Source organism: Microbacterium sp. SORGH_AS_0969 (genome assembly GCF_030818255.1).
Taxonomy (GTDB): Bacteria; Actinomycetota; Actinomycetes; order Actinomycetales; family Microbacteriaceae; genus Microbacterium.
Window position 1 is genome coordinate 1,982,111 of sequence record NZ_JAUTAG010000001.1, and the last position, 25,219, is coordinate 2,007,329.

18 protein-coding genes and 2 pseudogenes are annotated in these 25,219 nt (G+C 71.3%); 13 read left to right on the plus strand and 7 right to left on the minus strand.

From position 1 onward, the window contains the following. Positions 1–216 precede the first annotated feature (216 nt). The 4 genes from QE388_RS09165 to QE388_RS09180 form a co-directional block, all read right to left on the minus strand. Entirely contained in the window at positions 217–1,374 is a 1,158-nt protein-coding gene (locus QE388_RS09165) for an ROK family transcriptional regulator (RefSeq protein WP_307384910.1), read from the minus strand. 181 nt (positions 1,375–1,555) lie between these two features. After that, positions 1,556–2,551 carry a LacI family DNA-binding transcriptional regulator gene (locus QE388_RS09170; RefSeq protein ID WP_275799663.1) on the minus strand — a complete coding sequence of 332 codons (996 nt, stop codon included), beginning with the start codon at positions 2,549–2,551 and terminating at the stop codon, positions 1,556–1,558. Between the two features lie 130 nt (positions 2,552–2,681). Beyond that, positions 2,682–3,836: a Gfo/Idh/MocA family protein gene (locus QE388_RS09175; RefSeq protein ID WP_307384912.1), complete on the minus strand. Its 1,155-nt coding sequence runs from the start codon at positions 3,834–3,836 to the stop codon at positions 2,682–2,684. Further along, the gene (locus tag QE388_RS09180; protein WP_307384914.1) at positions 3,833–4,672 is read right to left on the minus strand and encodes a class I fructose-bisphosphate aldolase; all 840 of its coding nucleotides are present in this window, start codon (positions 4,670–4,672) and stop codon (positions 3,833–3,835) included. The genes QE388_RS09175 and QE388_RS09180 overlap by 4 nt, the downstream gene beginning before the upstream one ends. A gap of 127 nt (positions 4,673–4,799) precedes the next feature. Between QE388_RS09180 and QE388_RS09185 the strand changes: the two genes are divergently transcribed. From QE388_RS09185 to QE388_RS09220, 10 genes and pseudogenes are all read left to right on the plus strand, one after another. Beyond that, positions 4,800–5,792 (plus strand): aldose 1-epimerase family protein, encoded by a 993-nt coding sequence (locus QE388_RS09185; protein ID WP_275800774.1) that lies wholly within the window; start codon positions 4,800–4,802, stop codon positions 5,790–5,792. A 148-nt stretch (positions 5,793–5,940) separates the two neighbouring features. Continuing rightward, a complete protein-coding gene (locus QE388_RS09190) occupies positions 5,941–6,978 on the plus strand; it encodes a hypothetical protein (RefSeq protein WP_275800775.1) in 1,038 nt (345 codons plus the stop codon). Then, positions 6,975–8,366 carry an L-fuculokinase gene (locus tag QE388_RS09195; protein ID WP_307384917.1) on the plus strand — a complete coding sequence of 464 codons (1,392 nt, stop codon included), beginning with the start codon at positions 6,975–6,977 and terminating at the stop codon, positions 8,364–8,366. Before QE388_RS09190 ends, QE388_RS09195 begins: the two co-directional genes overlap by 4 nt. A gap of 2 nt (positions 8,367–8,368) precedes the next feature. Beyond that, positions 8,369–9,148, plus strand: coding sequence for an ATP-binding cassette domain-containing protein (locus QE388_RS09200; protein WP_307384919.1), 780 nt, complete (start codon positions 8,369–8,371; stop codon positions 9,146–9,148). A 224-nt stretch (positions 9,149–9,372) separates the two neighbouring features. Then, positions 9,373–9,828: pseudogene (locus QE388_RS18520) on the plus strand (ABC transporter permease); the annotation flags it as partial. A gap of 106 nt (positions 9,829–9,934) precedes the next feature. Then, a complete protein-coding gene (locus tag QE388_RS18525; RefSeq protein WP_373426641.1) occupies positions 9,935–10,228 on the plus strand; it encodes a hypothetical protein in 294 nt (97 codons plus the stop codon). A 182-nt stretch (positions 10,229–10,410) separates the two neighbouring features. Further along, positions 10,411–11,262, plus strand: a pseudogene (locus QE388_RS18530) (ABC transporter substrate-binding protein); the annotation flags it as partial. Between the two features lie 234 nt (positions 11,263–11,496). Continuing rightward, the gene (locus QE388_RS09210) at positions 11,497–12,369 is read left to right on the plus strand and encodes a class II fructose-bisphosphate aldolase (protein WP_307384922.1); all 873 of its coding nucleotides are present in this window, start codon (positions 11,497–11,499) and stop codon (positions 12,367–12,369) included. Then, the gene (locus QE388_RS09215) at positions 12,366–13,403 is read left to right on the plus strand and encodes a 1-phosphofructokinase family hexose kinase (RefSeq protein ID WP_275799795.1); all 1,038 of its coding nucleotides are present in this window, start codon (positions 12,366–12,368) and stop codon (positions 13,401–13,403) included. Before QE388_RS09210 ends, QE388_RS09215 begins: the two co-directional genes overlap by 4 nt. Further along, positions 13,400–16,198 (plus strand): FAD-binding and (Fe-S)-binding domain-containing protein, encoded by a 2,799-nt coding sequence (locus QE388_RS09220; RefSeq protein ID WP_307384924.1) that lies wholly within the window; start codon positions 13,400–13,402, stop codon positions 16,196–16,198. The genes QE388_RS09215 and QE388_RS09220 overlap by 4 nt, the downstream gene beginning before the upstream one ends. Before the next feature lie 49 nt (positions 16,199–16,247). Here the strand turns inward: QE388_RS09220 and QE388_RS09225 are convergent, their stop codons facing one another. Further along, positions 16,248–19,535, minus strand: a complete 3,288-nt coding sequence (locus QE388_RS09225) for an adenylate/guanylate cyclase domain-containing protein (RefSeq protein WP_275799791.1) — start codon at positions 19,533–19,535, stop codon at positions 16,248–16,250. A gap of 166 nt (positions 19,536–19,701) precedes the next feature. Between QE388_RS09225 and QE388_RS09230 the strand changes: the two genes are divergently transcribed. Beyond that, positions 19,702–21,372 (plus strand): MFS transporter, encoded by a 1,671-nt coding sequence (locus QE388_RS09230; RefSeq protein ID WP_275799790.1) that lies wholly within the window; start codon positions 19,702–19,704, stop codon positions 21,370–21,372. Positions 21,373–21,400: 28 nt separating this feature from the next. Here QE388_RS09230 and QE388_RS09235 read toward each other — a convergent pair whose 3' ends face one another. Further along, positions 21,401–22,204, minus strand: coding sequence for a carbon-nitrogen hydrolase family protein (locus QE388_RS09235; RefSeq protein WP_275799789.1), 804 nt, complete (start codon positions 22,202–22,204; stop codon positions 21,401–21,403). 46 nt (positions 22,205–22,250) lie between these two features. On the opposite strand from QE388_RS09235, the gene QE388_RS09240 reads away from it, so the two are divergent. Beyond that, entirely contained in the window at positions 22,251–22,910 is a 660-nt protein-coding gene (locus QE388_RS09240; protein WP_275799788.1) for a GntR family transcriptional regulator, read from the plus strand. A gap of 143 nt (positions 22,911–23,053) precedes the next feature. On the opposite strand, the gene QE388_RS09245 is transcribed toward QE388_RS09240, so the two are convergent. Beyond that, positions 23,054–24,400: an MFS transporter gene (locus QE388_RS09245; protein ID WP_307384925.1), complete on the minus strand. Its 1,347-nt coding sequence runs from the start codon at positions 24,398–24,400 to the stop codon at positions 23,054–23,056. A gap of 129 nt (positions 24,401–24,529) precedes the next feature. On the opposite strand from QE388_RS09245, the gene QE388_RS09250 reads away from it, so the two are divergent. Beyond that, positions 24,530–25,219 carry a DUF2848 domain-containing protein gene (locus QE388_RS09250; RefSeq protein WP_275796268.1) on the plus strand — a complete coding sequence of 230 codons (690 nt, stop codon included), beginning with the start codon at positions 24,530–24,532 and terminating at the stop codon, positions 25,217–25,219.

The window sequence follows — 25,219 nt, forward strand, 5'->3', positions numbered from 1 at the left end:
ACGTGTCCATCCTGCCCTGGGTCGCCGACGTCGGGGCCGGCGCGGCGCGCGCGGGGCGGAAAGGAGGGGCGGGGACGAGCGGAGGACGTGTCGGCCGGGGGCGTCCTCCCTTCGTCCCTGGTCCTCCCCGCGTCACGTGGTTGCGGCCCGAACGGGAGGAGATGCGCGGGGGTCGGTACGCCCTCCCGACCCGGGATGTCCTCCCGGTGGGAGCGCTCAGCGCCCCGGGAAGAGCTCGGCCTCGAAGACCGCCTCAGCCGCGCCTACGAGCAACCGGTCCTCGCCCAGCTCTGCGACCGCGAGACGCAGGCCCTCGGCGCACGCGGGCACCGTCTGCGCGCGCACCGCTGCGTCGAGCCCGTCGAGATCGCGCGCCGCGAGCACGGCCAGGAAGCCGCCGAGCACGATCACCGCCGGGTTCAGCACGTTCGCGGCGTTGGCGAGAGCTGTCGCGAGGATCCGCCGCTGCCGATCGACTTCGGCGGCCGAAACGGGGTCGGATGCGGATTCCAGGGCGTCGGACAGGGCCGCGTCGTCACCGCCTTCGAGCCCCACGGCGGCGAGCAGCCGCGAGCGGCTCACCTCGTCTTCGAGCACCCCGTCGGCGGCCCGACGGTCGGCGGCATCCACGATCCCGGGGCGGTTCTGCCCGAACTCGCCCGCGTATCCGCCCGCGCCGCCGAGCGAGGTGCCGTCGACGATCACGGCACCGCCGATGCCGCTCGCGCCGCCGTTGAGGTACACGACGTCGTGGGCGCCGCGCGCGGCGCCGAAGAGGTGCTCGGCGACAGCGCCGAGCGCGGCGTCGTTGCCCACCCGGGCCGGCAATCCCGTCGCTTGTTCGATGAGCGTGCCGATCGCGGCATCCGTCCACTCCAGGTGCGGGGCCGTGCGCACGAGGCCGTCCGAGGCACGCACGGGACCGGGGACCGCGACTCCGACACCGACCGTGCGGCGATCGCGGAGCGGTCCGTCGGCCCAGGCGGCGAGGCGCTCGCCGACGATCTCGGCGGTGCGCTCGGGGGTCAGCAGCCGCCTCTGTGGGAGGCGTTCGCGGGCGATCAGCGTGCCATCGAGCGCGATGGCGCCGATGTCGAGCGCGTCGACCTCGGGGTTCACCGCCACCGCGACGACACGCGGATCGGGGGCCACCGTGGGCGACGGGCGGCCGACCCGGCCGATCGGATCGGGGGCGCGCTCGACGACGAGGCCATCGCTCACGAGCTCGCCGACGAGATCGGCGATCGTCGAGCGGTTCAGGCCCGTTGCCTCGGTCAGGGCCGCGCGGGAGCGGGGGCCCTCGCGGTGCACGGTGCGCAGCACCAGCGCGAGATTGGCGCGGCGCATGCCGTCGCCTCTGCTCGCGGTGACCATTCGTCCACTGTGCCATGAGGCGCGTCGACGCGTCGGCATCCGGGACCTCCGTTCGTGGCCATAAACGCCATCCGCGCACAGAAACGCGAGTACAGCGTGTTTCTGTGCCCGGATCGCGTTTATGCCGACGACGCGGACGCGGAGGTGCGCGGGCCGCCCACCGGACCCGCCGCGCGTCGGATCAGCCCACTCCGCCGCGGTCGACGAGGCGCGTCGGCACGAGCTGGGTGTGCGACCCGGTGGCCGGTTCGGCCCCTCGGGAGAGCAGGGTCTGCGCCGCACGCGTGCCGAGGTCGGCGATGTCGTAGTCGACGATGCGGATGCGTCGGGGCAGCAGCCGGGAGAGCTCGAAATCGTCGAATCCCGCGATGGCGACGTCGGCTCCGCGCGGCAGGATCGACTCCAGCGCGCCGATCGTGGCGCGGTTGTTGGCGCAGAACACCGCGGTGGGCGGGTCGTCGGCGGCGAGGAGGCGCTCCATCGCGTCGCGTGCGGCGGTCGGCGTGTGCAGGTTCTCGACCACGAGCGCGGGATCGGGCGTATGACCCGCGGCCGCGAAGGCGTCGCGCACCCCCTCCCAGCGCTCGGCCATCGTGTAGATCCCGAGCGAGTCCTGCAGCACGGCGATGCGCCGATGCCCCTCGGCGAGCAGCTCCGCGACGGCGGACCGGGCTCCGCCGCGGTTGTCGAGCAGGATCGCGTCCGCGGGGATGCCGCTACCTGGGCGGTCGAGGAAGACCACCGGGGTGCCCAACTCGACCTCCCGCGCGAGGTAGGAGTGGTCGGCGGCGGTGGGCACCACGATCAGCCCGCCGACCTGGCGCTGGCACATGTCGAGGGCGAGGGCGCGTTCGATGTCGGCGTCTTCTTCGCTGGATGCCATGACCACGTGCATGCGCTGGCGTGCCGCGATCGACGACACGGCGGCGGCGACCGCCATGTAGAAGGTGTTCGACAGGTCGGCGGCGATGAAGCCGATCGTGTCGCGGCTGCCCGACCGCAGGTTCGCGGCCAGGGCGTTGCGGTGGTAGCCGAGGCGGGTGACGGCGGCGTTCACGCGCTCGGTCAGCGCGGGGTCGACGTGGGGCTCGCCGTTGACCACGCGCGAGACCGTCTTCAGGCTCACGCCGGCCTCGGCGGCGACGTCGATCATCGTGGGGCGGCCGGATTTGCGCATGCGTCTCCTCGGGGTGCCGTCGGGCGGCGTCCTCCGAGCTTAGGGAGCCGCGGGGCGGCATCCGGCGCTCGCCGCTCCGGGCGCGGAACCCGGGCGCGCCGCGAGCAGGCGGCGCGCCCGGGCGGGTGGATCAGTGCTCGGGCGCGACGAACGTCCCGGTCTCGTGCGAGGCGATGGCCGCGGCGAACAAGCGGTGGGTGAGCGCCGCCTCCTCGGGGCGGACGCAGCCGAAGCCGTCGCCCAGCTCACCCACGTACTCGGCGAGGAAGGCCGCCCACATCTGCAGGATGGCATCCGAGAATCCGGACTCGAAGTTCGGACCCGTCACCGTCGGCCACACCGACTGGCTGCCCGCGTCGACCTTCTGCCAGCTCTGCTCGCGGCCGACGCCCGGCACGTCGATGAAGGCGAACACCTCGACCTGCTTGGGGTTCTTCGTGCTGAAGCGCACGCCGCCGTCCATGCCGATGGCCTCGAACTCCCACGTGTTCTTCTGCCCCGGCGCGATGCGCTTGGTCTCGGTCGTGAGGGGGAACGGGGCGCCGTCGTGCCGGGCCCACGAGTGGATCACGGCGTTGTCCCACGTGTCGCACGGCTGCGGCGTGCCGTCGGGGCCCGGGCGCTCGGTGACGATGTCCTGCAGGATGCCGACGACCTTCTCGGGCGTCCAGCCCAGGCGCAGCGGCACGTGCCAGGTGTGCATGCCGAGGTCGTTGAGCACCCCGGCCTCACCGCAGAACTGCTTCTGCCGCTTCCAGTTCAGCGGCTTGTTCACGTCGATGTCGCTGGCGTGAAGGAAGGTGCACTTCGCCTCGACGATGCGGCCGAGGGCACCCGAACGCACGTAGTCGACGGCCCACTGCGCGCCGGGGAAGAACGGCATCTCGCTCGAGACGCGGACGAACGACTCGGGCGTCTCGTCGATGGCGGCGACGACCGCGTCGGCGGCGGCGCGGTCGATGCCGAAGGGCTTCTCGGCGAGCAGGGCCTTGCCGGCGCGGACGGTGTCGACGTAGAGCCGCTCGTGCAGATCGTGGCGCACGGCGATGTAGACGACGTCGACGCGCGGGTCGGCGAGGAGCTCGTGATGGTCGGTCGTGGTCAGCTGCACCGTGTCGATGCGCTCGAAGAACTCGAGAGCGGCGGGGTTGATGTCGCAGACGGCCACGAGCTCGGGCTCGGCGGGGTGGTCGATCAGCGCGGGCCAGCGGCGCAGGGCCGCGGCGATCTCGCGGCCCATGAGGCCGCCGCCGATGATGCCGATTCCGACCTTCTTGCCGGTCATGCGGCACCACCGATCAGGGTCAGGGCCTCGTCGACAGAGGCATCGTCGTGCACGACCGCCATGAGCGCCGCGGTGATGCCGGCGGGGTCGTCGTGCTGGATGACGTTGCGGCCGTAGACGATGCCGCGGGCGCCCTGTTCGAGGACGGCCTTCGTCCGCTCGAGGAGCGTGCGGTCGTCGACGCGTCCGCCGCCGCGCACGAGCACGGGGGTGTCGCCGGCCGCCTGGATGACCTTGTGGTAGTCGGTGATGTCGTCGGTCGGGTCGGCCTTGATGAGGTCGGCGCCGAGCTCGCGGGCCTGTCGCACGAGGGTGACGATCTTGGCGGTGTCGCCGTCGACGCCGTATCCGCCGGTGCCGGGTTTGGTCTGCATGACCAGCGGTTCGATCATCAGCGGCATCCCGTACCGCTCCGCGTCGGCGCGCAAGGCCAGGATCGACCGGATGCACTGCTCGCGGATCTGCGGCTCGCCGGGCAGATCGAGCAGGTTCACGCAGACCGCTACCGCGTCCAAGCGGACGGCGACCTGGATGGCATCCGGAACGAGGACGCTGTGCAGCGGCGACTCGAGCGGGTCGCCGTAGACGTTGGCGATGTCGGTGCGCAGCACCAGGCCGGGCTTCTGCTTGCCGGGGACGGACTGCAGCAGCGGCGCCTGGCCGAGAGTGAGCTGCACGGCGTCGGGCCCGGCGTCGACGAGGGTCGCGACGGTCTTGGCCATGTCTTCGATGCCGGTCAGGAACGAGGGCTCGTGGAACGCGCCGTGGTCGACGGCGACGTCGAGAGCGCGCCCGGAGCGCGCGTTGAAGAGGCGGTTGAGGCGGGGTTTCGACATGGGGTGTGGGTCTCCGAAGCGTCGTGTCGGGGCGCGGCTCTGCGCTCGACGGTCAGTATGCGGTCTCGAGACAACGTTGTCAACGACTGCTACCGTGTGACCGCACACGGCGAGGAAGGCGGAGCTCATGGGCGAGCAGGACGACGAGATGATCTCGACGGGGCGAGAAGGCCAGCGAGGCCGCGGGACGGAGGCGGCCATCGAGGCCTCGATCCGCACCGACGGACCGGATGCCGGAACCCGGCGTCTGCGCGTCATCGCGGGCGACCTCGACATCGAGCTCCTTCCCGACCGAGGCCTCGATCTCGGGCAGGTGCGGCACCGCGGGGTGCCGTTGGCCTGGGTCTCGCCCACGGGGTGGCCCCGCCCGAGCGGCGGGGCGTTCGGGGCGACGTTCGGCGGCGGGCTCGTCACGACGTGCGGGCTGCTGTCGTTCGGGCCGTCCTCGCGCGATGACGAGGGCGAGCATCCGCAGCACGGGCGGTACACGACGCTCGCCGCGATGGTGACCCGAGCGGAGGTGCAGGTCGACGCCGTCGTCGTGGAGGCGACGATCGTCGAGGCGACCGTGCTCGGCGCGCACCTCGAGCTGCGCCGAAGCATCCGCGTGCCGCGGGGCGAGGCGCGCATCGAACTTCGCGACGAGATCGTCAATCGCGGCGCGCGCGCCGTCGAGCCCATGGTGCTGTACCACGTGAACCTCGGGCGGCCGCTGATCCAGGAGGGGACGCTGCTGCGCTCCCCGGCGGAGCGCGTCGTGCCGCGCGACGCCGACGCCGAGGCCGGCCTGGCGACCTGGGCGCGGTTCCCCGCGCCCGCCGACACGTATCCCGAGCAGGTGTTCGCGCACGAGCTTCCGGTCGGAACCCGGGTGAGTGCCGAGGTGCACGCGCCGTCGGGGCTCGGCATCCGGGTCTCGTTCGACACCGCGGCGCTGCCGGGGTTGTTCCAGTGGCGCGTCGCGCAGCGCGACGGTGTCGTGCTCGGCGTCGAGCCGGCGACGGCGGCGACCATCCTCGGGCGTCAGGATGCGCGTGAGCGTGGGCTGCTGCGCCCGCTGCCGGAGGGGCAGTCGTGGAAGCTGGGGCTGGACATCGGTGTCATGAGTACCGAATTGTGACTTGACAACGTTGTCCCGGACGCCCATGCTCAATCCCGCGAGGTCGCGAGAAGACCTCCTTCGAGCAAGACAACGATGTCTGGACAGCCATGACGCACTACGAACGAGCGACCGCCGCGGCCGCCCCTGAGCCGATCGGGGCCGCCCGATGAAGCCCGTCCTGCTGCCCCCCAACCCCGTGCAGCACTTCTACCTCGGCGGCGACCGCATCGCGGCGCTGCGCGGGATCGTGCCCGAGACCGACCGTCAGCCCGAGGAGTGGCTCGGCTCGACCGTGTCGCGCTTCGGCTGCGACGAGATCGGTCTCGCCGTGACCGACGACGGTGACTTCTTGCGCGACCTCGTGGCCGGCGATCGCGCCGCGTGGGTGGGGGCTCGTGCGGGACGGGATGCCGCGGACCTGGGCATCCTGGTCAAGCTCCTCGACGCGCGTCAGCGCCTCCCCGTGCACGTGCACCCCGACCGCGGATTCGCGAGCGCCCACCTCGACTGCCCGTACGGCAAGACCGAGGCCTGGTACGTGCTCGAGACCCAAGAGGACTGCGCCGTGCACGTCGGCTGGAACCAGGACGTCGACCGCGACGAGCTCGACCGCCGCCGCGATGCGCAGGACAGCGAGTGGATGCTGTCGCGCATGAACCGCGTGGTCGTCCGCCCCGGCATGGGCGTGCTCGTGCCCGCGGGCACCGTGCACGCGATCGACGGCGGGATCTTCGTCGCCGAGGTGCAGGAGCCGACCGACTTCTCGATCCTGCTCGAGTGGTCGATCACGACGTCGACGCGCGACGAGTCGCATCTCGATCTCGGCTTCGACGCCGTGATGCCGTCGGTGTCGACCGCGAAGATGGATGCCGAGGCCCTCGACGCCCTGATCAGCACCGTCGGTGAGACCCCGGCGGGGACGGACTTCCGCTCGCTGCTGCCCGCGGTGGCCGACCCGTACTTCCGCCTGTTCGACGCCGCGGGAGACACCGCTGCGCGCGAGGCCGGCTTCGCTGTGGTGCTGGTGCGCGAGGGCTCCGGTGCGCTGGTGTCCGACTCGGGGTCGATCGATGTCGAGCGCGGCCAGGTCTACGCCGTGCCCCACGCGTTCGGCGCCTGGCGTCTGACCGGTGCCGCCGAGATCCTCGTCGCCGCCCCCGGTGCCGGGTGGCCCGGCACGCTCCGCGGGGGTGACGTGCGATGAGCGACTACGTCGTCGGAATCGACATGGGCTCCACCAGCACCAAGCTGCTGGTGGCCACCCCCGAGGGGCATCAGGTGCTCGTCGTGAGCCGGCGCTCGCCGTGGACGAACCTCGACCACGGCCGGGCCGAGATGACCGCCGCGCAGGCGATCTCCGTCGTGCACGAGCTCGCCGCCGAGGCCGACGCCCGCCTCGACGAGGGATACCGCATCGTCGCGCTCGGCGTCTCGGGCATGGCCGAGGCCGGCGTGCTCCTGGATGCCGAGGGCACGGCGCTCGCGCCGATCATGGCCTGGTTCGACCCGCGGGGGGCCGCGCAGATCATGGCGACCCCCGACGCCTTCCGCGCGGAGTTCCCGGGCCGAACGGGTCTGCCGGTCGGGCCCCTGGCATCCATCGCCAAGCTGCTCCACCTGCGCGACAACGGAATCGCCCTCGTCGGAACGACGTTCCTCAACGTCCCCGAGTACGTCGTGCACGCGCTCGGCGGACCGCGGGTCGCGGAGTACTCGCTCGTCTCACGCACGGGGCTCATCGATCAGGACGACAGCACCCCCTGGCGGGCGGCGCTCGACGTGCTCGGCGTGGACGCGTCGATCCTCGGGAAGCTCGTCAGCGCGGGGGAGGCCGTCGGCACGCTGAGCGACCCCGGGATGCCCGCCGGGTTCCGCGGGGCCGCGCTCACCATCGCCGGCCACGACCACCTCGTCTCGGCCGTCGCGGTCGGCGCGACCCACACGGGCCAGCTCTACGACTCGATGGGCACCGCCGAGGCCCTCGTGCGCGTGCTCGACGACACCCTTCCCTTCGCCGCGCGCGAGCGGCTCGCCCACGCGGGCATCAACTGTGTGCGGCACGTCATCCCCAGCAAGTACGTGCTCCTGGCGGGCACGAAGTCGGGCCTGCTCATGCGCCGCGTGCTCCAACTGCTCGGGATCACGGATGCCGTGGGCCGGGCGCGCATCGACGACGAGACCATGGCGCTCCCCGCGCTCGGAACGGTGTCGGACGCCGGTCTCGCGGTCTCGGGTGCGCGCAACGACGACGGCGTGCTGAAAATCGTCGCGCAGAGCGACGGGCTCAGCCCCGCGGAGCTGTTCGCCGCCGCCCTGCGCCACGGCAACGACATGCTCGCCGAGTACACGGCGGTGATGGACCGCGAGGTCGAGCCGCCGACCTCGACCGTGCTGACCGGCGGGTGGTCGTCGATGGCATCCGTCGTCCGCTCCCGCTCGGCGCTCCTGCCCGAGGTCACCGTCTCGACTCACGATGAGGGCACCGCCTACGGGGCGGCGCTGTTTGCCGCTTTCGCCGTGTCCGCCGCTTCTTTCGAGGACGTCGCTGCGACGTTCCTCTCTTCCGCCCTCCTCACTCCTGAAAGGAGCTGACGATGTCGTCAGTCAGCACGAGCGTCCCGGTGCTGCAGGCGCGGGGCCTGTCGCGCCAGTTCGGATCCGTCCGCGCCCTCAACAACGTCGATTTCGAGGTCTACCCGGGCGAGGTGACCGCGTTGATCGGCGACAACGGCGCCGGAAAGTCCACTCTCGTGAAGGCGCTGTCCGGGAACCTCGCGGTCGACGAGGGCGAGATCCTCTTCGACGGCAAGCCGATCGACATGACCAATCCGCAGGTCGCGTCCTCGCTCGGCATCGAGACCGTCTACCAGGACCTGGCGCTGGCCCCGCACCTCGACCCGGTGCAGAACATGTACCTCGGTCGCGAGATCCGCCGCCCCGGGCTGGCCGGTGCTCTCGGCTTCATGAAGACCAAGGACATGGCCAAGGCCTCACGCGCCGCGTTCGACGAGCTCGGCGCCACGGTCCGCAGCCTCACCTCCCCCGTCGGCGAGATGTCCGGCGGTCAGCGGCAGGCGATCGCGATCGCCCGCGCCGTGCACTGGGCCTCTCGCGTCGTGTTCCTCGACGAGCCCACCGCAGCCCTCGGGGTGCGCCAGACCAAGAACGTCCTCGAGACCATCCGCCGGGTACGTGACAAGGGCATCGCCGTGGTCTTCATCTCGCACTCGATGCCGCACGTCATCGACGTCTCCGACCGCATCCAGGTCCTGCGCCTGGGCACCCGCGTCGCGAACATCAACGCGAAAGACACCTCCATGGAAGAACTCGTCGGGCTCATGACCGGCGCCGTCACGAAGGACGACCAGAAGTGAGCACCACGACTCCCCCCACCGAGACCGTCGCGATCGGCACGTTCGAGGACACCAAACCCAACTTCTTCAGGGGACTGTTGAAGGCGCAGGCCTTCCAGATCCTGCTCATCCTCATCGTCATCGTGCTGATCTTCAGCGCGCTCGCTCCGGACTCGTTCGCGCAGTGGTCGAACTTCCGCTTGATCATCCAGAACGCCTCGATCCTCGCGGTGCTCGGCGTCGGCATGACGTACATCATCATCACCTCGGGCATCGACCTCTCGATCGGCTCGGTCCTGGTGTTCTCGGGCGTCGTCTCGGCCCTGACGATGAGGGCGCTCGGCGGCGAGGGCTGGGGCGTGGCCACCATCGGCATCCTCGTGTCGATCCTCAGCGGCGTGTGCTGGGGGCTGCTGAACGGCTTCCTCATCGCGAAGGCGAAGATCCCGCCGCTCATCGTCACCCTCGGCTCGCTCGGTATGGCGCTCGGTCTCGCGCAGATCCTCACCGGCGGCGTCGACATCCGCGATGTGCCGACCGTGCTGACGGTGTCGATCGGCTACGGAAACGTCTTCGGGTCGCTGCCGATCATCAGCGTCATCGCCCTCGTGGTGGTCGTGATCGGCGCGGTGGTGCTCCACTTCACCCGTTTCGGGCTGTACACCTACGCCGTCGGCTCGAGCGAGCTCGCCGCGCGCCGCGTGGGCGTGAAGGTCGACCGCCACCTCATCTCGGTCTACACCCTCTCGGGGGCGCTCGCGGGGACTCGCCGGCATCCTGGCCCTGTCGCAATTCTCGACGACCGCGATCGCGGGGCAGTCGCAGACCAACCTGAACGTCATCGCGGCCGTCGTGATCGGCGGGACCTCGCTCTTCGGCGGGGTCGGCACGATCTTCGGCACCGTGGTGGGCCTGTTCATCCCCGCCGTTCTGCAGAACGGCTTCGTCATCACCGGCGTGCAGCCGTTCTGGCAGCAGGTCGCCGTCGGCGCGGTGCTGATCACCGCCGTGTACGTCGACCAAGTCCGTCGTACCGCCGCGACCCGCGGCAACACCCAAAGCCTCTGGCGCAAGTTCGTCAGCGGAGGACGCCGCGGCTGAGTCCCGGCATCCGGAATCACATCAAGAGAGAACGGTCAATCACAATGCAGTGGAACAAGCAGGTTCTCGCGGTCGCCACCCTCGGCGCCGCAGCCACCCTCGTCCTCGCCGGGTGCTCCGGCGGCTCCTCGTCGGGATCCGCCTCGGGCGGCTCCGACGGCGGCTACAAGATCGCGTTCGTGCAGGGCGTCGCCGGGGATGAGTTCTACATCTCCATGCAGTGCGGCATCGAAGCCGAAGCCAAGGCCGAAGGCGCCACCGTCACCACCCAGGGCCCCGAGAAGTTCGACCCCACCCTCCAAAAGCCGATCGTCGACGCCGTCGTGGCGTCCAAGCCCGACGCGCTCCTCATCGCGCCGACCGACGTGTCGGCGATGCAGGCCCCGATCGCCGCGGCCGAGGCCGCCGGGATCAAGGTCGTCCTCGTCGACACCACCCTCGAGGACCCGTCGGGTGCGGTGTCGCAGATCTCCAGCGACAACGAAGGCGGTGGCGCCGCGGCGTTCGAGGCGATCCAGAAGGCCAACCCCAACGGCGGCAAGGTCCTCGTCGTCTCCACCGACCCCGGTGTCTCCACCACCGACGCCCGCGCGCAGGGCTTCGAAGACGCCGTGAAGAAGGACTCCAAGTTCACCTCGGTCGGGGTGCAGTACTCCCACAACGAGCCCTCCACCGCCGCCGAGATCGTCACCGCCGCGCTGCAGAAGGACCCCGACATCGTCGGCATCTTCGCCGCCAACCTCTTCGCCGCCGAAGGCTCCGCCACCGGTGTCCAGCAGGCCGGCAAGCAGGGCCAGGTCACCATCGTCGGTTTCGACGCGGGCCCCGCCCAGGTCAAGGCCCTCGAAGCCGGAACCGTCCAAGCCCTCGTCGCCCAAGAACCCGCCACCATCGGCGAAGACGGCGTCAAGCAGGCCATCGCCGCCCTCAAGGGCGAACCCACCGAGGAGAAGATCCAGACCGGATTCACCATCCTCACGAAGGACAACATCAACGGCGACGGCAAGGACGCGGTCTACAAGTCCAGCTGCTGATCGACCCCGGATGCCGGGACCCCGACGCACACGCCCAGGGTCCCGGCATCCACCCCCTCCCGCCCGGAGGCTTCGACAAGCTCAGCCACCGGACTCCCGCAACGAAGGTCCCTGAGCCTGTCGAAGGGACCGGACCCACCGCCCGGAGGCTTCGACAAGCTCAGCCACCCGGCTCCCGCAACGACCGAGCTCAGCCACCGGGCTCGTACCACCTCCAACGAGAGAGACGCCGCCGTGCCGCTGGCCGATATGCCCGAACTGCTCGCCGCGCACCGCGCGGTCGGGGCCTTCAACTTCATCACCCTCGAGGTCGCCGAGGCGATCGTCGCCGGGGCCGAGGCCGCGCGGACGGGCGTGATCCTGCAGCTGTCGCAGAACGCCATCGCGTTCCACGGCGGGCTGGCCCCGGCCGCCTCCGCGGCCCTGCGCCTGGCCGAGAGCGCCCGCGTCGACGTCGTGGTGCACCTCGACCATGCCACTGACGAGCCGCTCGTCGACGAGGCGTTGGCCGTCGGTATCCGCTCGGTGATGTTCGACGCCGCCCATCTGTCGGATGCCGAGAACCTCGAGCGCACCGCGGAGGTCGCCGCCCGTGTGCACGCCGTCGGCGCCTGGGTCGAGGCCGAGCTGGGCGAGATCGGCGGCAAGGGCGCGCACGCTCCGGGGGTGCGCACCGATGTCGCCGAGGCCGTCCACTTCGTCGCCGCCACCGGCGTCGATGCCCTGGCCGTCGCTGTCGGCAGCGAGCACGCCATGCGCGAGCGCAGCGCGCGACTCGACGAGCGGCTCATCACCGAGCTCGCCGAAGCCCTGTCCGTGCCTCTCGTGCTGCACGGATCGAGCGGGGTCGCCGACGCCGGGATCGATGGCGCTGTGCGCGCCGGAATGCGCAAGATCAACATCGGCACGCACCTCAGTACGGTGCTGACCGCGGCCGTCCGCGACGAGCTGGAGCGGGACCCGGATGCCATCGACCCCCGCCGCTGGCTCGCTCCGGGACGGGCGGCGGTCGCCGAGGAGGTGCATCGCTTCCTCGACGTCATCACGGGGAACGTCATCACGGGGAACGTGATCACCCGGAACGTCGCGACCGGGGTGGACGCATGACCGGCATCGTCACGCTCACCGCCGCCGGGGCGATCGACGCCACGTATCGCGTCACCGCCCTACGCCGAGGGACCTTCACCCGCGCCGAGAGCTACACGCGCGAGGTGAGCGGGAAGGGCGTCAACGTCTCGGCCGCCCTCGCCGCCGGGGGAGCCGACACCGCCGCCGTGGTCGTGCTCGGCGCCGACGACGTGCGCTTCGCCCGATGCGGGCTCACGGCTCCTCTGCTGCGGATCGTCGAGGTGCCGGGCGCGACGCGCGTGAACACCTCGGTCATCGATGCCGAGGGGGCCACGACGAAGGTCAATGCCCCCACTCCGCCCCTGTCGCCCGAGGCGTGGGAGGCCACGATCGAGACGCTCCGCGCGGAACTGGCGGCGCGCACCGAGCCGTGGCTCGTGATCTCGGGGAGCGTGCCAGAGCTCGCGGGGACGGGTTCACTCGTCGACCTCGGGGTCGTGCGGGCGGTCGCGCGCGAACTCGGCGCCCGGGTCGCCGTCGACACGAGCGGTGCGGCCCTCGACGCGCTCCTAGCCGACCCGGCCGGCATCGACCTGCTCACGCCGAACGTCGACGAACTCGCCGCGGCGGTGGGGCGTCCGCTCGCGACCCTCGGCGACGTCGTGATGGCGGCGCGAGAGATCGTCGCGCGTGGTGTGGTGACGGTGCTCGCGAGCATGGGCGCCGATGGCCTGCTCGCCGTGACCGCGGACCGCGCGGTGTTCGCGCGCGCCGACGCCCCCTACGTCGCCAACACCGCCGGTGCGGGCGACGCCGCCCTCGCGGGCTTCCTGCTCGGCCTCACGCGTGCACCGGCGGCGTCCGCCGCGGGTGCCGACCCGCTCGCTGTCGCGGCCGCGAGCGCCGCGGAGTGGGGGGCGCACGCGGTCGCGCACGCCTCGACCGTCGTCGCGGGGCCGCCGCTCGGCATCCGGGCCCTCGTCGAGACCGAGCCGGATCTCGCGCGTGTGCTCACTCCGGAGGGGGAACTTTCGGCCTCCGCGGGCACGTCCACCGCCGGAGCGACCGCATGAGCACCGTCACCCCCGAGGTCACCGCGGCCGTCGCCGACGTCTCGCGCATCCGCACGCGCGCGATCGACCGCGTCGCCTACGCCAACGACGCCTCGCACTACCTGCTGACCCCCGAGGCCGTGGTCGTCGCCGCCGACGCGGCCGAGGTCGGCGCGATCCTGCGCGCAGCCACGGGTTCGCGGACCCCGGTGACGTTCCGCTCGGGCGGCACGAGCCTGTCGGGCCAGTCCTCGGGCGCGGGGCTGCTCGTCGACGTGCGGCAGGGGTTCGGCCGTATCGACGTGCTCGACGGCGGCCGCCGCGTGCGGTCGCAGCCCGGCGCCACGGTGCGTCAGGTCAATGCACGGCTCGCGCGGCACGGCCATCGCCTCGGCCCCGATCCGGCGAGCGAGGCCGCGTGCACGATCGGCGGCGTCGTTGCCAACAACTCCAGCGGGATGGCGTGCGGGACGGTGGAGAACTCGTACCGCACCCTCGACGGACTCGTGCTGGTGCTGGCATCCGGAACCGTCGTCGACACCGCGGCGCCCGACGCCGACGCGCTGCTGCGCGACCGCGAACCCGCCCTCGTCGAAGGGCTCATGCGTCTGCGCTCCCGCGTCGTGGCCGACGCCGCGAGCGTCGCTCTCATCGAGCGGCAGTTCGCGATGAAGAACACGATGGGATACGCACTCAACGCCTTCCTCGACTTCGACACCCCGGCGGCCCTGCTGGCGCACCTCGTCGTCGGCTCGGAGGGGACCCTCGCGTTCGTCGCCGAGGCGACGTTCCGCACGGTGCCGATCCGCCCCGCGATCGCCACCACTCTCGCGGTGTTCCCCACGCTCGACGCGGCGACCCGATCGCTTCCGGCGCTGGTGGCGACGGGCGCGGCGACGCTAGAGCTGATGGATGCCACGTCCCTCCGCGTCGGCCAGCGTCTGGCCGGCACGCCCGCCGCGATCCACGGCTTCGAGGCGACGACGCAGGCGGCGCTGCTCGTGGAGTATCACGCCGACGATGCCTCCGCGCTGCGCGATCTCGCCGCAGCCGGTGCTCGCGTGCTGGGGGAGCAGCCGCTGCTCGACCCCGCCGTCTTCTCGAGCGACGCAGCCGACCGCGCCGCCGCGTGGAAATTCCGCAAGGGCCTCTACGCCTCGGTCGCCGGCGCCCGGCCCTCGGCCACCACGGCGCTGCTCGAAGACGTGGTCGTGCCTGTCGAGCGTCTCGCCGACACCTGCAAGGGGCTGCAGGAACTCTTCGCGCGCTTCGGCTACGACGACAGCGTCATCTTCGGCCACGCCAAAGACGGCAACATCCACTTCATGCTCACCGACCGATTCGAGGGCGCGAGAGCCCTCGGCCGCTTCGGGGGCTTCACCGACGCGATGGTCGACCTCGTGCTCGACGCCGGGGGCAACCTCAAGGCCGAGCACGGCACGGGGCGCGCGATGGCCCCGTATGTGCGTCGGCAGTACGGCGACGAACTGTACGACGTGATGGTCGAGCTCAAGCGTCTGCTCGACCCGAGCGGCATCCTGAATCCGGGCGTGATCATCGACGACGACCCGACCGCGCACCTGCGGAATCTCAAGACGCCCGTGTCGATCGAGCCCGAGGTCGACCGCTGCGTGGAGTGCGGGTACTGCGAGCCGGTGTGTCCGAGCCGGTCGCTGACCCTCACCCCGCGGCAGCGGATCGTCGTGCGGCGGGCTTCCACGGCGGCCCGCGAGAGGGGCGACGGGGCGCTCGCCGCCGAGCTGCAGGACGACTACGACTACGACGGCGTGCAGACGTGCGCGGTCGACGGCATGTGCCAGACCGCGTGCCCGGTGCTGATCAACACCGGGACGCTGATGAAGCGCTTCCGCCGCGAGGACGCCAACCCGGTGCTCGCCGCCGGATGGTCGGCGGCGGCGACCGGATGGGGCGCGGTGACGCGGGCGGGGTCCGTGGCGCTCTCGGTCGCCTCGAAGGTGCCGACGCCGGTGGTGAGGACGGCGACGGATGCCGCGCGCGCGGTGTTCGGAACGGATACCGTGCCGCGGTACTCGGCGGAGCTGCCGGCAGGCGGGGCGTCGCGAAAGGCGCTGGGGTCCGTCGTCGGTTCTTCGGGGGTCGAGCCGATCGCGGTCTTCCTCCCGGCCTGCGTGGGCAGCATGTTCGGCCCCGCCGACGGCATCGGCGCGACCGCGGCGTTCACGCGCCTGCTCGAGCGCGCGGGTGTCGCGGCGGTGGTACCCGACGGCATCGATGCGCTGTGCTGCGGCACGCCCTGGTCGTCGAAGGGCTACGCGAAGGGGCACGAGACGATGTCGGCGCGCGTCCGCGCCGCGGTGCGTGAAGCCTCCCGCGACGGTGCCCTACCGGTCGTCTGCGACGCGTCGAGCTGCACGGAGGGCTTCGCCTCCACCCTCCGCGACGAGGGCGTGGAGGTCGTGGATGCCGTGGCCTTCGCGGCATCCGTTCTTCTTCCGCGTCTCGCGCCGACGCCGGTGGCCGATCTGCTGGCGCTGCATCCGACCTGTTCGTCGACGCAGCTGGGCATCGACCCGGCGCTGCGCGCGGTGGGGGAGGCCGTGGCTTCGGAGGTGCGCGTGCCCGACGCGTGGGGCTGCTGCGCCTACGCGGGCGACCGCGGCATGCTGCACCCGGAACTGACCGAAGCGGCGACCGCCCCGGAGGCCGCCGAGGTGGCGGGGTGGGCCGCCGACGCGCACGCGTCGTGCAACCGCACGTGCGAGCTCGGCATGACCAAGGCCACGGGGGAGTCGTACGTGCACGTGCTGGAGTTGCTGGAGCGGGCGACGCGGTAGCGAGCGGGAGGCCCGGGTGCGGCGTCGCCCTGCGGCGCCCGCCCGCGTCTCACGCCGTTTCGAACAAGCGGGTGAGGCACGCGTTCAGGAGGGGGGAGCGCTCGGCGGGTTCCGCGTCGAGCGCGGGGCGGATCAGATCGCGCAGGCGGTCACGTTGGCCCGCCTCGACGAACCAGGGGCCGACCATACCGAGATGGTGGGGGAACTCGTCGACCAGCCGGCAATACAGATACGCGGTGGACAGCAGCTCCTCGGCGAGATCGAGGGCGGCATCGATGTCACCCTGCAGGTACAGCTGCACGGCGCGGGGCGCGAGCACCCACAGGCGACTGAGGCCCTCGGCGTCCTCGCGCAGGGGAGTGTCGAGCAGGGCGAGCGCTGCGGTCCGGTCGCCTCGGGCATCGGCGGCCAGTGCGCGCTGCACGCGGATCGTGATCTCGGCGATCCAGTCCTCGATCACCGGGTGGGCCGCCACGAGCGCGTCGAGATCGTCCCACCGGGCGAGGGTGCTCAGGGCCAGGGCCTGATTGGCGACGGCCTGCTCCTTCGTGGGCCCGTGTCCCGCCGCGATCGCCGCGGTCAGCGCCTCCTGGCCGATCTGCACCGCCGACTCGAGGTCTTCCTCGAGTTCGAACGCGTGGGCGACGAGCAGGCACGACGACAGCTGCGCCGTCAGGTGATGATCGCGGGCGTAGTCGACCGCGAGTCGGCGCAGCTCACGGGCGATCACGCGGTGGCCGCGCAAGCTGCTCGACTGTGCCACGTAGCTGAGGACGGATGCCATGACGGCGGGCTGACCGCTGCGCTCGGCGAACGTCACCATGCGGTCCTGCCAAATCAGGGCCTCGGTCCACTCAGCGTGCGTCTCGAACCACAGCATCATCCGCAGCGCGATGGACGCGGCCGTCTCGGGCCGGAGCGGTGCGAGGCTCTCCTCATTGAGGAAGGGTTCGAGCACCTGCCATTGACGTGCCGTATCGCCGTCGAGGGAGTGCGCCCGTGCGACGAGCGCGGCCGCCCGAGCCCGCTCGTCGGGATCGCTCGCGCCGGTGATGACCGGCCCGAGCACGTCGGCGACCTCGGCAAACCGCGACTGCGCCATCGCAGCCTCGCCCATGGCGAGGCGGGTCGACACCTCGAGCGCCGGATCGGAACCGAGGTCGAGGATCTCGGCGCCGAGGGCCAGCACCTGGTCGGCGCCGCCCACGTCGGCGGCAGCCTGAAGCGCGGCGCTCAACCACGAAAGCAGCTGCGCGGTGAGCGATTCCCGCCGGGCGTCGTCGGGCGGAAGCAGCGTCCGCGCATCGCGGAGGTGCTGGGCGATGACGGCCGCGAGTTCTCCGTTTGCGTCGCTCACACCTCGCAGGTGTTCCACGGCGGCGAGGTGCAGCGCCGCGCGGTCCCGACGCGACTGCTGCGCGTAGGCGACGTCTCGCACCGACGGCTGCAGGAAGGACAGGCGCCCGCCGTCGGAGGAGAGACGGTCGCGGACCCAGGCGAAGACGTCGCGGGCGGCGAGCTCGGTGACGAGGCGCTGCGTCTGCGCCTCGGAGAACCCGGTGAGCGAGCGCAGACCTGCCAGGGTGAAGACCTGCCCGAGCACCGACCCCGCCGTGACGAGCCGGCGCTGATCGGCCGTGAGCAGATCGAGTCTGCTCGCGATCAGCGCTTGCAGGCTGGCGGGTGCGCTCATGCGTTCGATGATCGCGAGGTCGGCGCCGTGGCTCACGCGAAGCGGCGCCCGCGGAAACTTGGCCCCGCTCGACTCCAGCAAGGCACGGTCGTGCAGGGCGCGGATCGTCTCGACGGCGAAGAGCGGGTTGCCCTCGGCGCGGCGCACCAAGGCTTCGCGCGCCTCTCCGGGAAGGTCCTCGACGACCAGCGAGAGCAGCTGCTCGATCTCGGCGGCGGTCAGCAACGGGAGATTGACGACGGTTGCGCGCTGATGGGTCGCCAGCCGCGGAAAACGCTCCAACAGCTCGGGGCGCGCCACCAGAACCACGAGCCCAGGAAACGCCACCGAGCTGACGAGGTGTTCGACGAACGCCATGAGCCCTGCGTCGGCGTGATGCGCATCGTCGATGATCCACACGATGGGCGTCGGAGCATCGGGGCCATGCGTCGACAGCAGCTCGAACCACCGCGCCCACGCGGCGAAGGCGTCGTCGAGGTCGGTCTCGTCGTCATCGCCGCGTCGGCCGACCCCGAGCAACCGTTGGAGGTGCGTCTGGATCCACTGCCGCTCGCCGTCGTCGGCGACGATCGTGCGCAGCCCGTCGCGCAGCTTGTCGTGCACCTCGGCGGGAGTGTCCCCGTCGGTCGCGCCGATGCGCACCCGGACGGCCGAGGTGAGGGCGGCGAACGCGACACCGTCTCCGTAGGAGAGGCACCGGCTGCGGTGCCACAGCACATCGGAGGGGAGGCCTTCGACATAGTCCTCGATGTCGCGCAGGACGCGTGACTTGCCCACCCCGGCCGGTCCGTTGACGACGGCGATGCGCGGGGTCTGCTGCTCCTGGACCGCGTGGAGCAGCTCGCGCAGCACCGCCACGTCGCGACGCCGCCCGACCAGGGGAACCTCGAGGCTGCGACGGGCGGCGCCGCCGTCCCCGGTCAGCGGCGCGTCGACCTCGAACAGATCGATCCCGCCCTTGCGTCCCTTCAGGGCGTGGCGACCCGTCGCGCGCGTCGCGATCGTCGCCGCGATCAAGTCGGCGGTGGTCCGGTCGCACCAGATGTTCCCGGGAGGGGCGAGGGCCTGTATCCGGGCGGCGGTGTTCACGGGGTCGCCGGCGACCATTCCCTCGCCCACCGCGCCGACCGTGACGGCCACCTCGTCGGTGGTGATTCCGACGCGCGCGCGAAGCCCGGGCACGTCCACCCGCTCGCCGAGCAACGTGACCGCCTCGGTCAGGCTGAGACCGGCACGCACGGCGCGCTCGGCGTCGTCCTCGTGGGCGGTGGGGACACCCCAGACCGCCATCACCGCGTCACCGATGAACTTCTCTACGGTCCCACCGTAACGAGCGATGATCGTCCGGGCCGAGGTGAAATACTCGCTCAGAAGCTCCCGCACGTCTTCGGCGTCGCGTGTCTCGGACAACGTGGTGAATCCGACCAGGTCGCAGAACAGCACGGACGCGACACGGCGTTGCGCAACGGGTCCATCGGCGGCGGCCGCGGCCTCCGCGGCGGTTTTCGCCCCACAAGCTGGGCAAAAGCGTGCTCCGGCGGGCAGTCGAGACCCGCAGGCGCCGCACTCGCCCAGGGAGGATCCGCAGTGCGCGCAGAACAGGTCGCCGACGGCCACGGGTTCGAGGCACGTCGTACAGCGCATCCCACGGCCTCCTCTGCGAGCGGACGGTCAACGAACTCCCTCAGCCTAGGGGCGGGAGTGCTCCGGGCCGGAAGCGCCGGCCGCGTGAGGGACGCGACCGCCGGCCGATAGCATTCGGGAAAGTTTCCCGGCGGTGACGCTCGGGCTCCGATGCCGAGGTGACGCGATGACTGCCCGACCCGCCGCCCGCCTCCTGGGTGTGCTCCGCGATACCCGCGAGTCGATCGTGTCGGTATTCGCGAACCGCAACCTTGCACGGATGCAGTACGCACTGCTCACCTCGCTGATCGGCGATCTCGCCTTCGCGACAGCCGTGACGGTGTGGGCCTTCGGCGAGGGCGGAGCGACGGCGGTCGCGATCCTCACGGCCGCCCGTCTCGCCGCGGCCGCGATCACCGCTCCCTTCGCCGCGGCGGTGAGCGACCGTCTGTCGCGTCGGACCACGCTGCTGATCACCCTCGGCATCCGGATCGCGGTGATCGCCGCCGCCGCCGTCTGCCTCGTCGCCGAGGTCGACAGTCCGTGGCCGGTGTACATCCTCGCGGGGGCGGCGGGTGTGCTCGTGGCTCCCTTCCGCACGGCGCAGCGCGCGTGGATGCCGACCCTCGCCGCGCATCCGCGTGAGCTCGCCGCCGCGAACGCCACCAGCGGGACCCTCGAGAGTCTCGCCGTCTTCATCGGACCGGCCCTGGGCGGTCTGCTGCTCTTCGTCACGAGCGTGCCCGTCGTCTTCGGGGTCACCGTCGTGGCGTTGACGATCGCCGTCGTCGCCATCGTGCTGATACGTCCCCCTTCGCGGCTCAATCCGGTGGCCGTCGCTGCACATGAAGAGGCGGGGAGCTTCGTGCGAGAGCTGTCGGCGGGCTTCAGCACGGTGTTCGGCAGCAGTGATCTGCGTGTCGTCACCGGCCAGGTGTGCGCGCAGACCTTCCTCGGCGGTGCAGCCAAAGTGCTGCTCGTCGTGATCGCTGTGCAGATCGTCGGCACCGGCGCCGAGGGGGTGGGGCTGCTCGAGGCCGTTCTCGGTGTGGGCGCCCTCGTCGGCGGGCTCGTTGCGATCGCGCGCGCGTCGCGGCAGCGGCTCGGCTGGGACATGACCCTCGGCGTGCTGCTGTGGTCGGTGCCGTTGCTGCTCGTCGCGCTCGTGCCCCACGTGAGCATCGTGATCGCGGTGCTGCTGATCGTGGGGGCGGCCAACCCGGTCGTCGACATCAACCTCGACACCATCGTGCAGCGTATGACGCCCGAGCACCGGATGGCGCGAGTGTTCGGCGCCCTCGACACCTGTTACATCACCACGCAGGCCCTCGGCTCGCTCGCCATGGTGCCACTGCTCGACCTCGTGGGCCTGCGGTGGTCGCTCGTCGTGATCGCCGTGCCCGTGGCGGCTGTGGCGCTGCTGAGCCTGCGGCGGATGCGGGAGATGGACCGCCGCCTGCGGGCACCGGAGTCGCTGGGACTGCTCCAGCGGATTCCGTGGTTCGCCTCGCTCACGCCGGCGACGCAGGAGTCGCTGGCGCATTCGCTCGTGCGCGTCGAGGTGCCGGCCGGAACCGCGGTCGTCACGCAGGGCGACGACGGCGACGAGCTGTTCGTCATCGAGGCGGGCAGCGTCGAGGTGACGCAGGACGGGCGCCTGCTCCGCACGCAGGACGCGGGCAGCTTCTTCGGCGAGATCGCCCTGCTGTACGACACCCCGCGCTCCGCGACCGTCACGGCCCTCACCGACACGACGCTGTTGTCCCTGCATCGCGACGCGTTCCTGGGCGCGGTGACGGGGGTGAGCCGCTCGCTCGCCGAAGACGTCGCCACCACGCGGCTGACGTTCCGCGGCTGAGCCCTCACCCCCGTAGGAGGAACGGGGGTCAGACGCGGTGGCCGTTGGCCAGGACCGGGATCTTCGCCCGGGTGTCGGGAACGGCGGCGAGCGCGTCGGCGAGGTCCACGACGACGGTGTCGGGCGCGTCGCCGAGACGCACGACGTCGGCGCCGTCGGCTCCGATGACACCGCTGTAGCCGATGCCGGTCGGTGCTCCGACGCCGTCGTCGCGGCCGATCGTGCGCGGGTCGGCCTGGCCCACCGCCACCACCACGCTGGTCGTGTCGAGGGCGCGTGCGCGCGTCAGCAGTTCCCAGTGCTCGCGCTTTCCGGGGCCCGAGCCCCACGATGCGCAGACGATCACGAGCTGCGCGCCATCGTCGGCGAGAGCGCGGAACAGCTCGGGGAAGCGCACGTCGTAGCACGTGGCCACCCCGATGCGCACGTCGCCGAGATCGAAGACGACGGGGTGCTCCCCGGGTTCGACGGCATCCGATTCTCGGTATCCGAACGCGTCGTAGAGGTGGATCTTGTCGTACCGCGCCTCGACCCCGCCGGTGACCAGCAGGGTGTTGCGCACGCGATCGGCGGTCGCAGCCGGGGTGAACATCCCCACGACGACGGTGACCCCCGCGTCGCGGGCGATGCGGCGCACCTCACCGGCCCACTCCCCGTCGGTCGGTTGAGCGAGTTCGGCGAGATCGGGGCCGGCGAATCGGCACATCACCGCCTCGGGAAAGACGACGAGGTCGGCGCCGTCGGCGGCCGCTCTCTCGGTCTCGCGGGCGATGATGTCGAGGTTCTCGACGGGATCGGAACCGGCGACGACCTGGGCCAGGGCGATGCGCATGAGTGTCTCCTTCGTGACGGGTCTCCCCGTGTTGTATACCTGATGTATGCCTTCAGCTGAGCCGCGGTCCGGCCGCGACCGTGCCCTCGGACACCTTCGTGTGCTGTTGACCGACCCCGAGGTCGAGGGTGATTTCATCAATGAGCAGGATGTCGCCGACGCCGTGGGCGTCTCGCGCACGCCGGTGCGCGAAGCCCTGCTCATCCTGGCCTCGGAGGGGCTCGTCGACCTCGAACCGCGGCGCGGTGCGCGCGTCGCGGCGCTGACGCCGCGCGAGACCGCTGAGCTGATGGAGATGCGTGGCCTGATGGAACGGTTCGCGGTGCAGCGGGCGCTGTCGCAGCACGTGTCTCCGCACGAGGCGCTCGCCGAGATCATGCGTCGGCAGGAGGCCGTGACCGAGGGCTTGGATCGCCTTTCGTTCGAACAGGCCCGGGCGTGCATCGAGCTCGACCGCCAATTCCACCAGGCGCTCGTGGATGCCGCGGGAAACACCCTGCTCTCGCGCAGCTATGCGGCGCTGCGCGAGCGTCAGGTGCGCGTCGGTATCGCCGCGCTCGGCATCGGTCCGTCGCGGTGGCAGGCCGTCACGCACGAGCACGGCGCGATCGTCGATGCCCTGCGCGCGGGGGATCAGGCCGCCGCCGAGAAAGCCATAGACGACCATCTGAACATCACCCTCCGCACGATTCTGACCGGTTCCTAAGACGCACGCCCCGGCAGGGGCGGAAGACCCGCGGCCCGTTGGCCTACGGCCTGTCGCGACCCGCGGACCATCCACCTGCGGCCAGTTGCCCCGCGGCCCGCCTGACCGGCGGCCCATCGGTCCGCCGGTCAGGCGCCGGCGCGCTAGGACGCGACGCGCGACGAGGCGAGCACGTCGAGATACTCCTCGTCTTCGGCGTGCTGGGGGTTGCGCCCGAGCAGCAGGCCGACCACGGTGAGCACAGCAGCCACCCCGAGGTAGATCGCCGGAGCGACCCAACTGCCCGTCGCGCTCAGCAGTGCCGTGAAGATCACCGGTGCGAGGGCTCCACCGAACACGCCGGCGATCGTGTACGCCAGCGAGGAGCCCGTGTAGCGCAGGCGTGGGCTGAACTGCTCCGTGATGAACGCGGCCTGGGGCCCGTACATGAAGGAGTGGATCGCGAGGCCCACCACGACACCCAGGATGAACAGAGGTTGCGACCCTCCGCCGATCATGACGAAGAAGACGAACGGCCAGACAGCCGCGGCGACGGCCGCGATCGCGTACAGCACGCGACGGTTGACGAGGTCGCTGAGCCAGCCGGCGAGCGGGATGAGGGCGAGCTGGAACGCGGAGCCGATGAGGGTGGCGGTGAGCACCTGCGAGCGGTCCATGCCGAGCTGTGTCAGGCCGTAGGTGAGGGTGAACACCGTGAACATCGCGTAGAGGATGTCGGGGGCGAGCCGGCAGAGGATGGCGGCGAGCAGGCCACGGCCCTCGAGGCGGAACACGTCTCGGACGGGCGCTTCGGGGCGGTCGCCGGACTGCTCGATCGCGCGGAAGATCGGGGTGTCTTCGAGTGCGAGGCGGATCCACAGGCCGAACGCGACGAGCACGGCCGACAGCAGGAACGCGACGCGCCAACCCCACGCCAGGAACTGCTCGTCGGTGAGCATGAGTGTCAGGGCCGCGAGAACGCCGTTGGCGAGCAGGTTGCCCGCGGGCGGTCCGACCTGCGCGGCTGAGGCCCAGAACCCCCGCCGTCGCGGTGTGCCGAACTCGCTCGACAGCAGCACGGCACCGCCCCACTCGCCGCCGACGCCGACGCCCTGCGCGAAGCGCAGCAGCACGAGAATGACCGCGGCGAGCGGTCCGACGGCGTCGTAGGTGGGGAGCACGCCGATGAGGAAGGTGGCGACGCCCACGAGCATGAGCGTGATCACGAGCACCTTCTTGCGGCCGATCTTGTCGCCGAGTCGGCCGAAGACGATGCCGCCCACGGGGCGCGAGAGGTAGCCGACCGCGTAGGTCGAGAAGGCCAGGAGGGCGCCCGTCAGCGGGTCGCTCTCGGGGAAGAACAGCGCCGGAAAGACGACGGCCGCGGCCGCGGAGTAGACGGCGAAGTCGTACCACTCCAGAGCGGTGCCGGTGAGGCTGGCGGTGTAGGCCTTGGCGAGTGAGCGTTTGTGCTCTCGGCCGTGCAGCGCTCCGTGTCGAACGTTCGTCATGAGGGTCCCATCTGGTGTCGGCGAACCGCGTCGGTGCGTTTCCGTTCCCCTCATACTTGCTGTATACACGACGTATACGCAACCGATACGGCGAGATTTTCTCTCGTCGTAACACCGAGAAGAGGCGACGTGAGCATTCTGGAGTTCGAGATCATCGGCGAGGACACCCTCGTCACCGTCGACGTGCAGCACCTGTACAACGCCGGGTACGCCGGTCGTGACCAGGCCGCCGTGCGGCACCACATCGACGAACTCGCGGAGCTCGGGGTGCCCGCGCCGACGACGATCCCGTCGCTGTACCCGGTGTCGTCCTACCTCGCCCGGCAAGGCGACCTGGTCGAGGCTCAGCACGAGCGCACCTCGGGCGAGGCCGAGTGGGGCATCGTCATCGCGGGTCCCGCGGCCGACGACGTGCTGCTGACCGTGGCCTGCGACCACACCGACCGCGCCCTCGAGGTGCACGGTGTGGCGTGGAGCAAGAACGCCGGTCCCGACGTGCTCGGGCGTCGGGCATGGCGCCTGTCGTCGCTGGGCGGGCGCGCCGACGATCTGCGCCTGCGAGCCTGGGTGGGTACCGAGCGCACCCTCATTCAGGACGGCCGCGTGGGCGAACTGCTGTCGCCGCAGTACTGGCTCGACGTGCTCGCCGAGCGCGGTGAGCGGCAGGCGGGTGTCGCCCTCATCTCGGGCACCATCCCGATGATCGCCGGCGTCGACCAGTTCACCGACCGCTGGGAGGTCGAGCTGCTCGATGAGACCACCGGGGAGTCCAGCGTCGTCCGCTACGACGTCGAACGGATGCCGACGCCGATCGGCTGA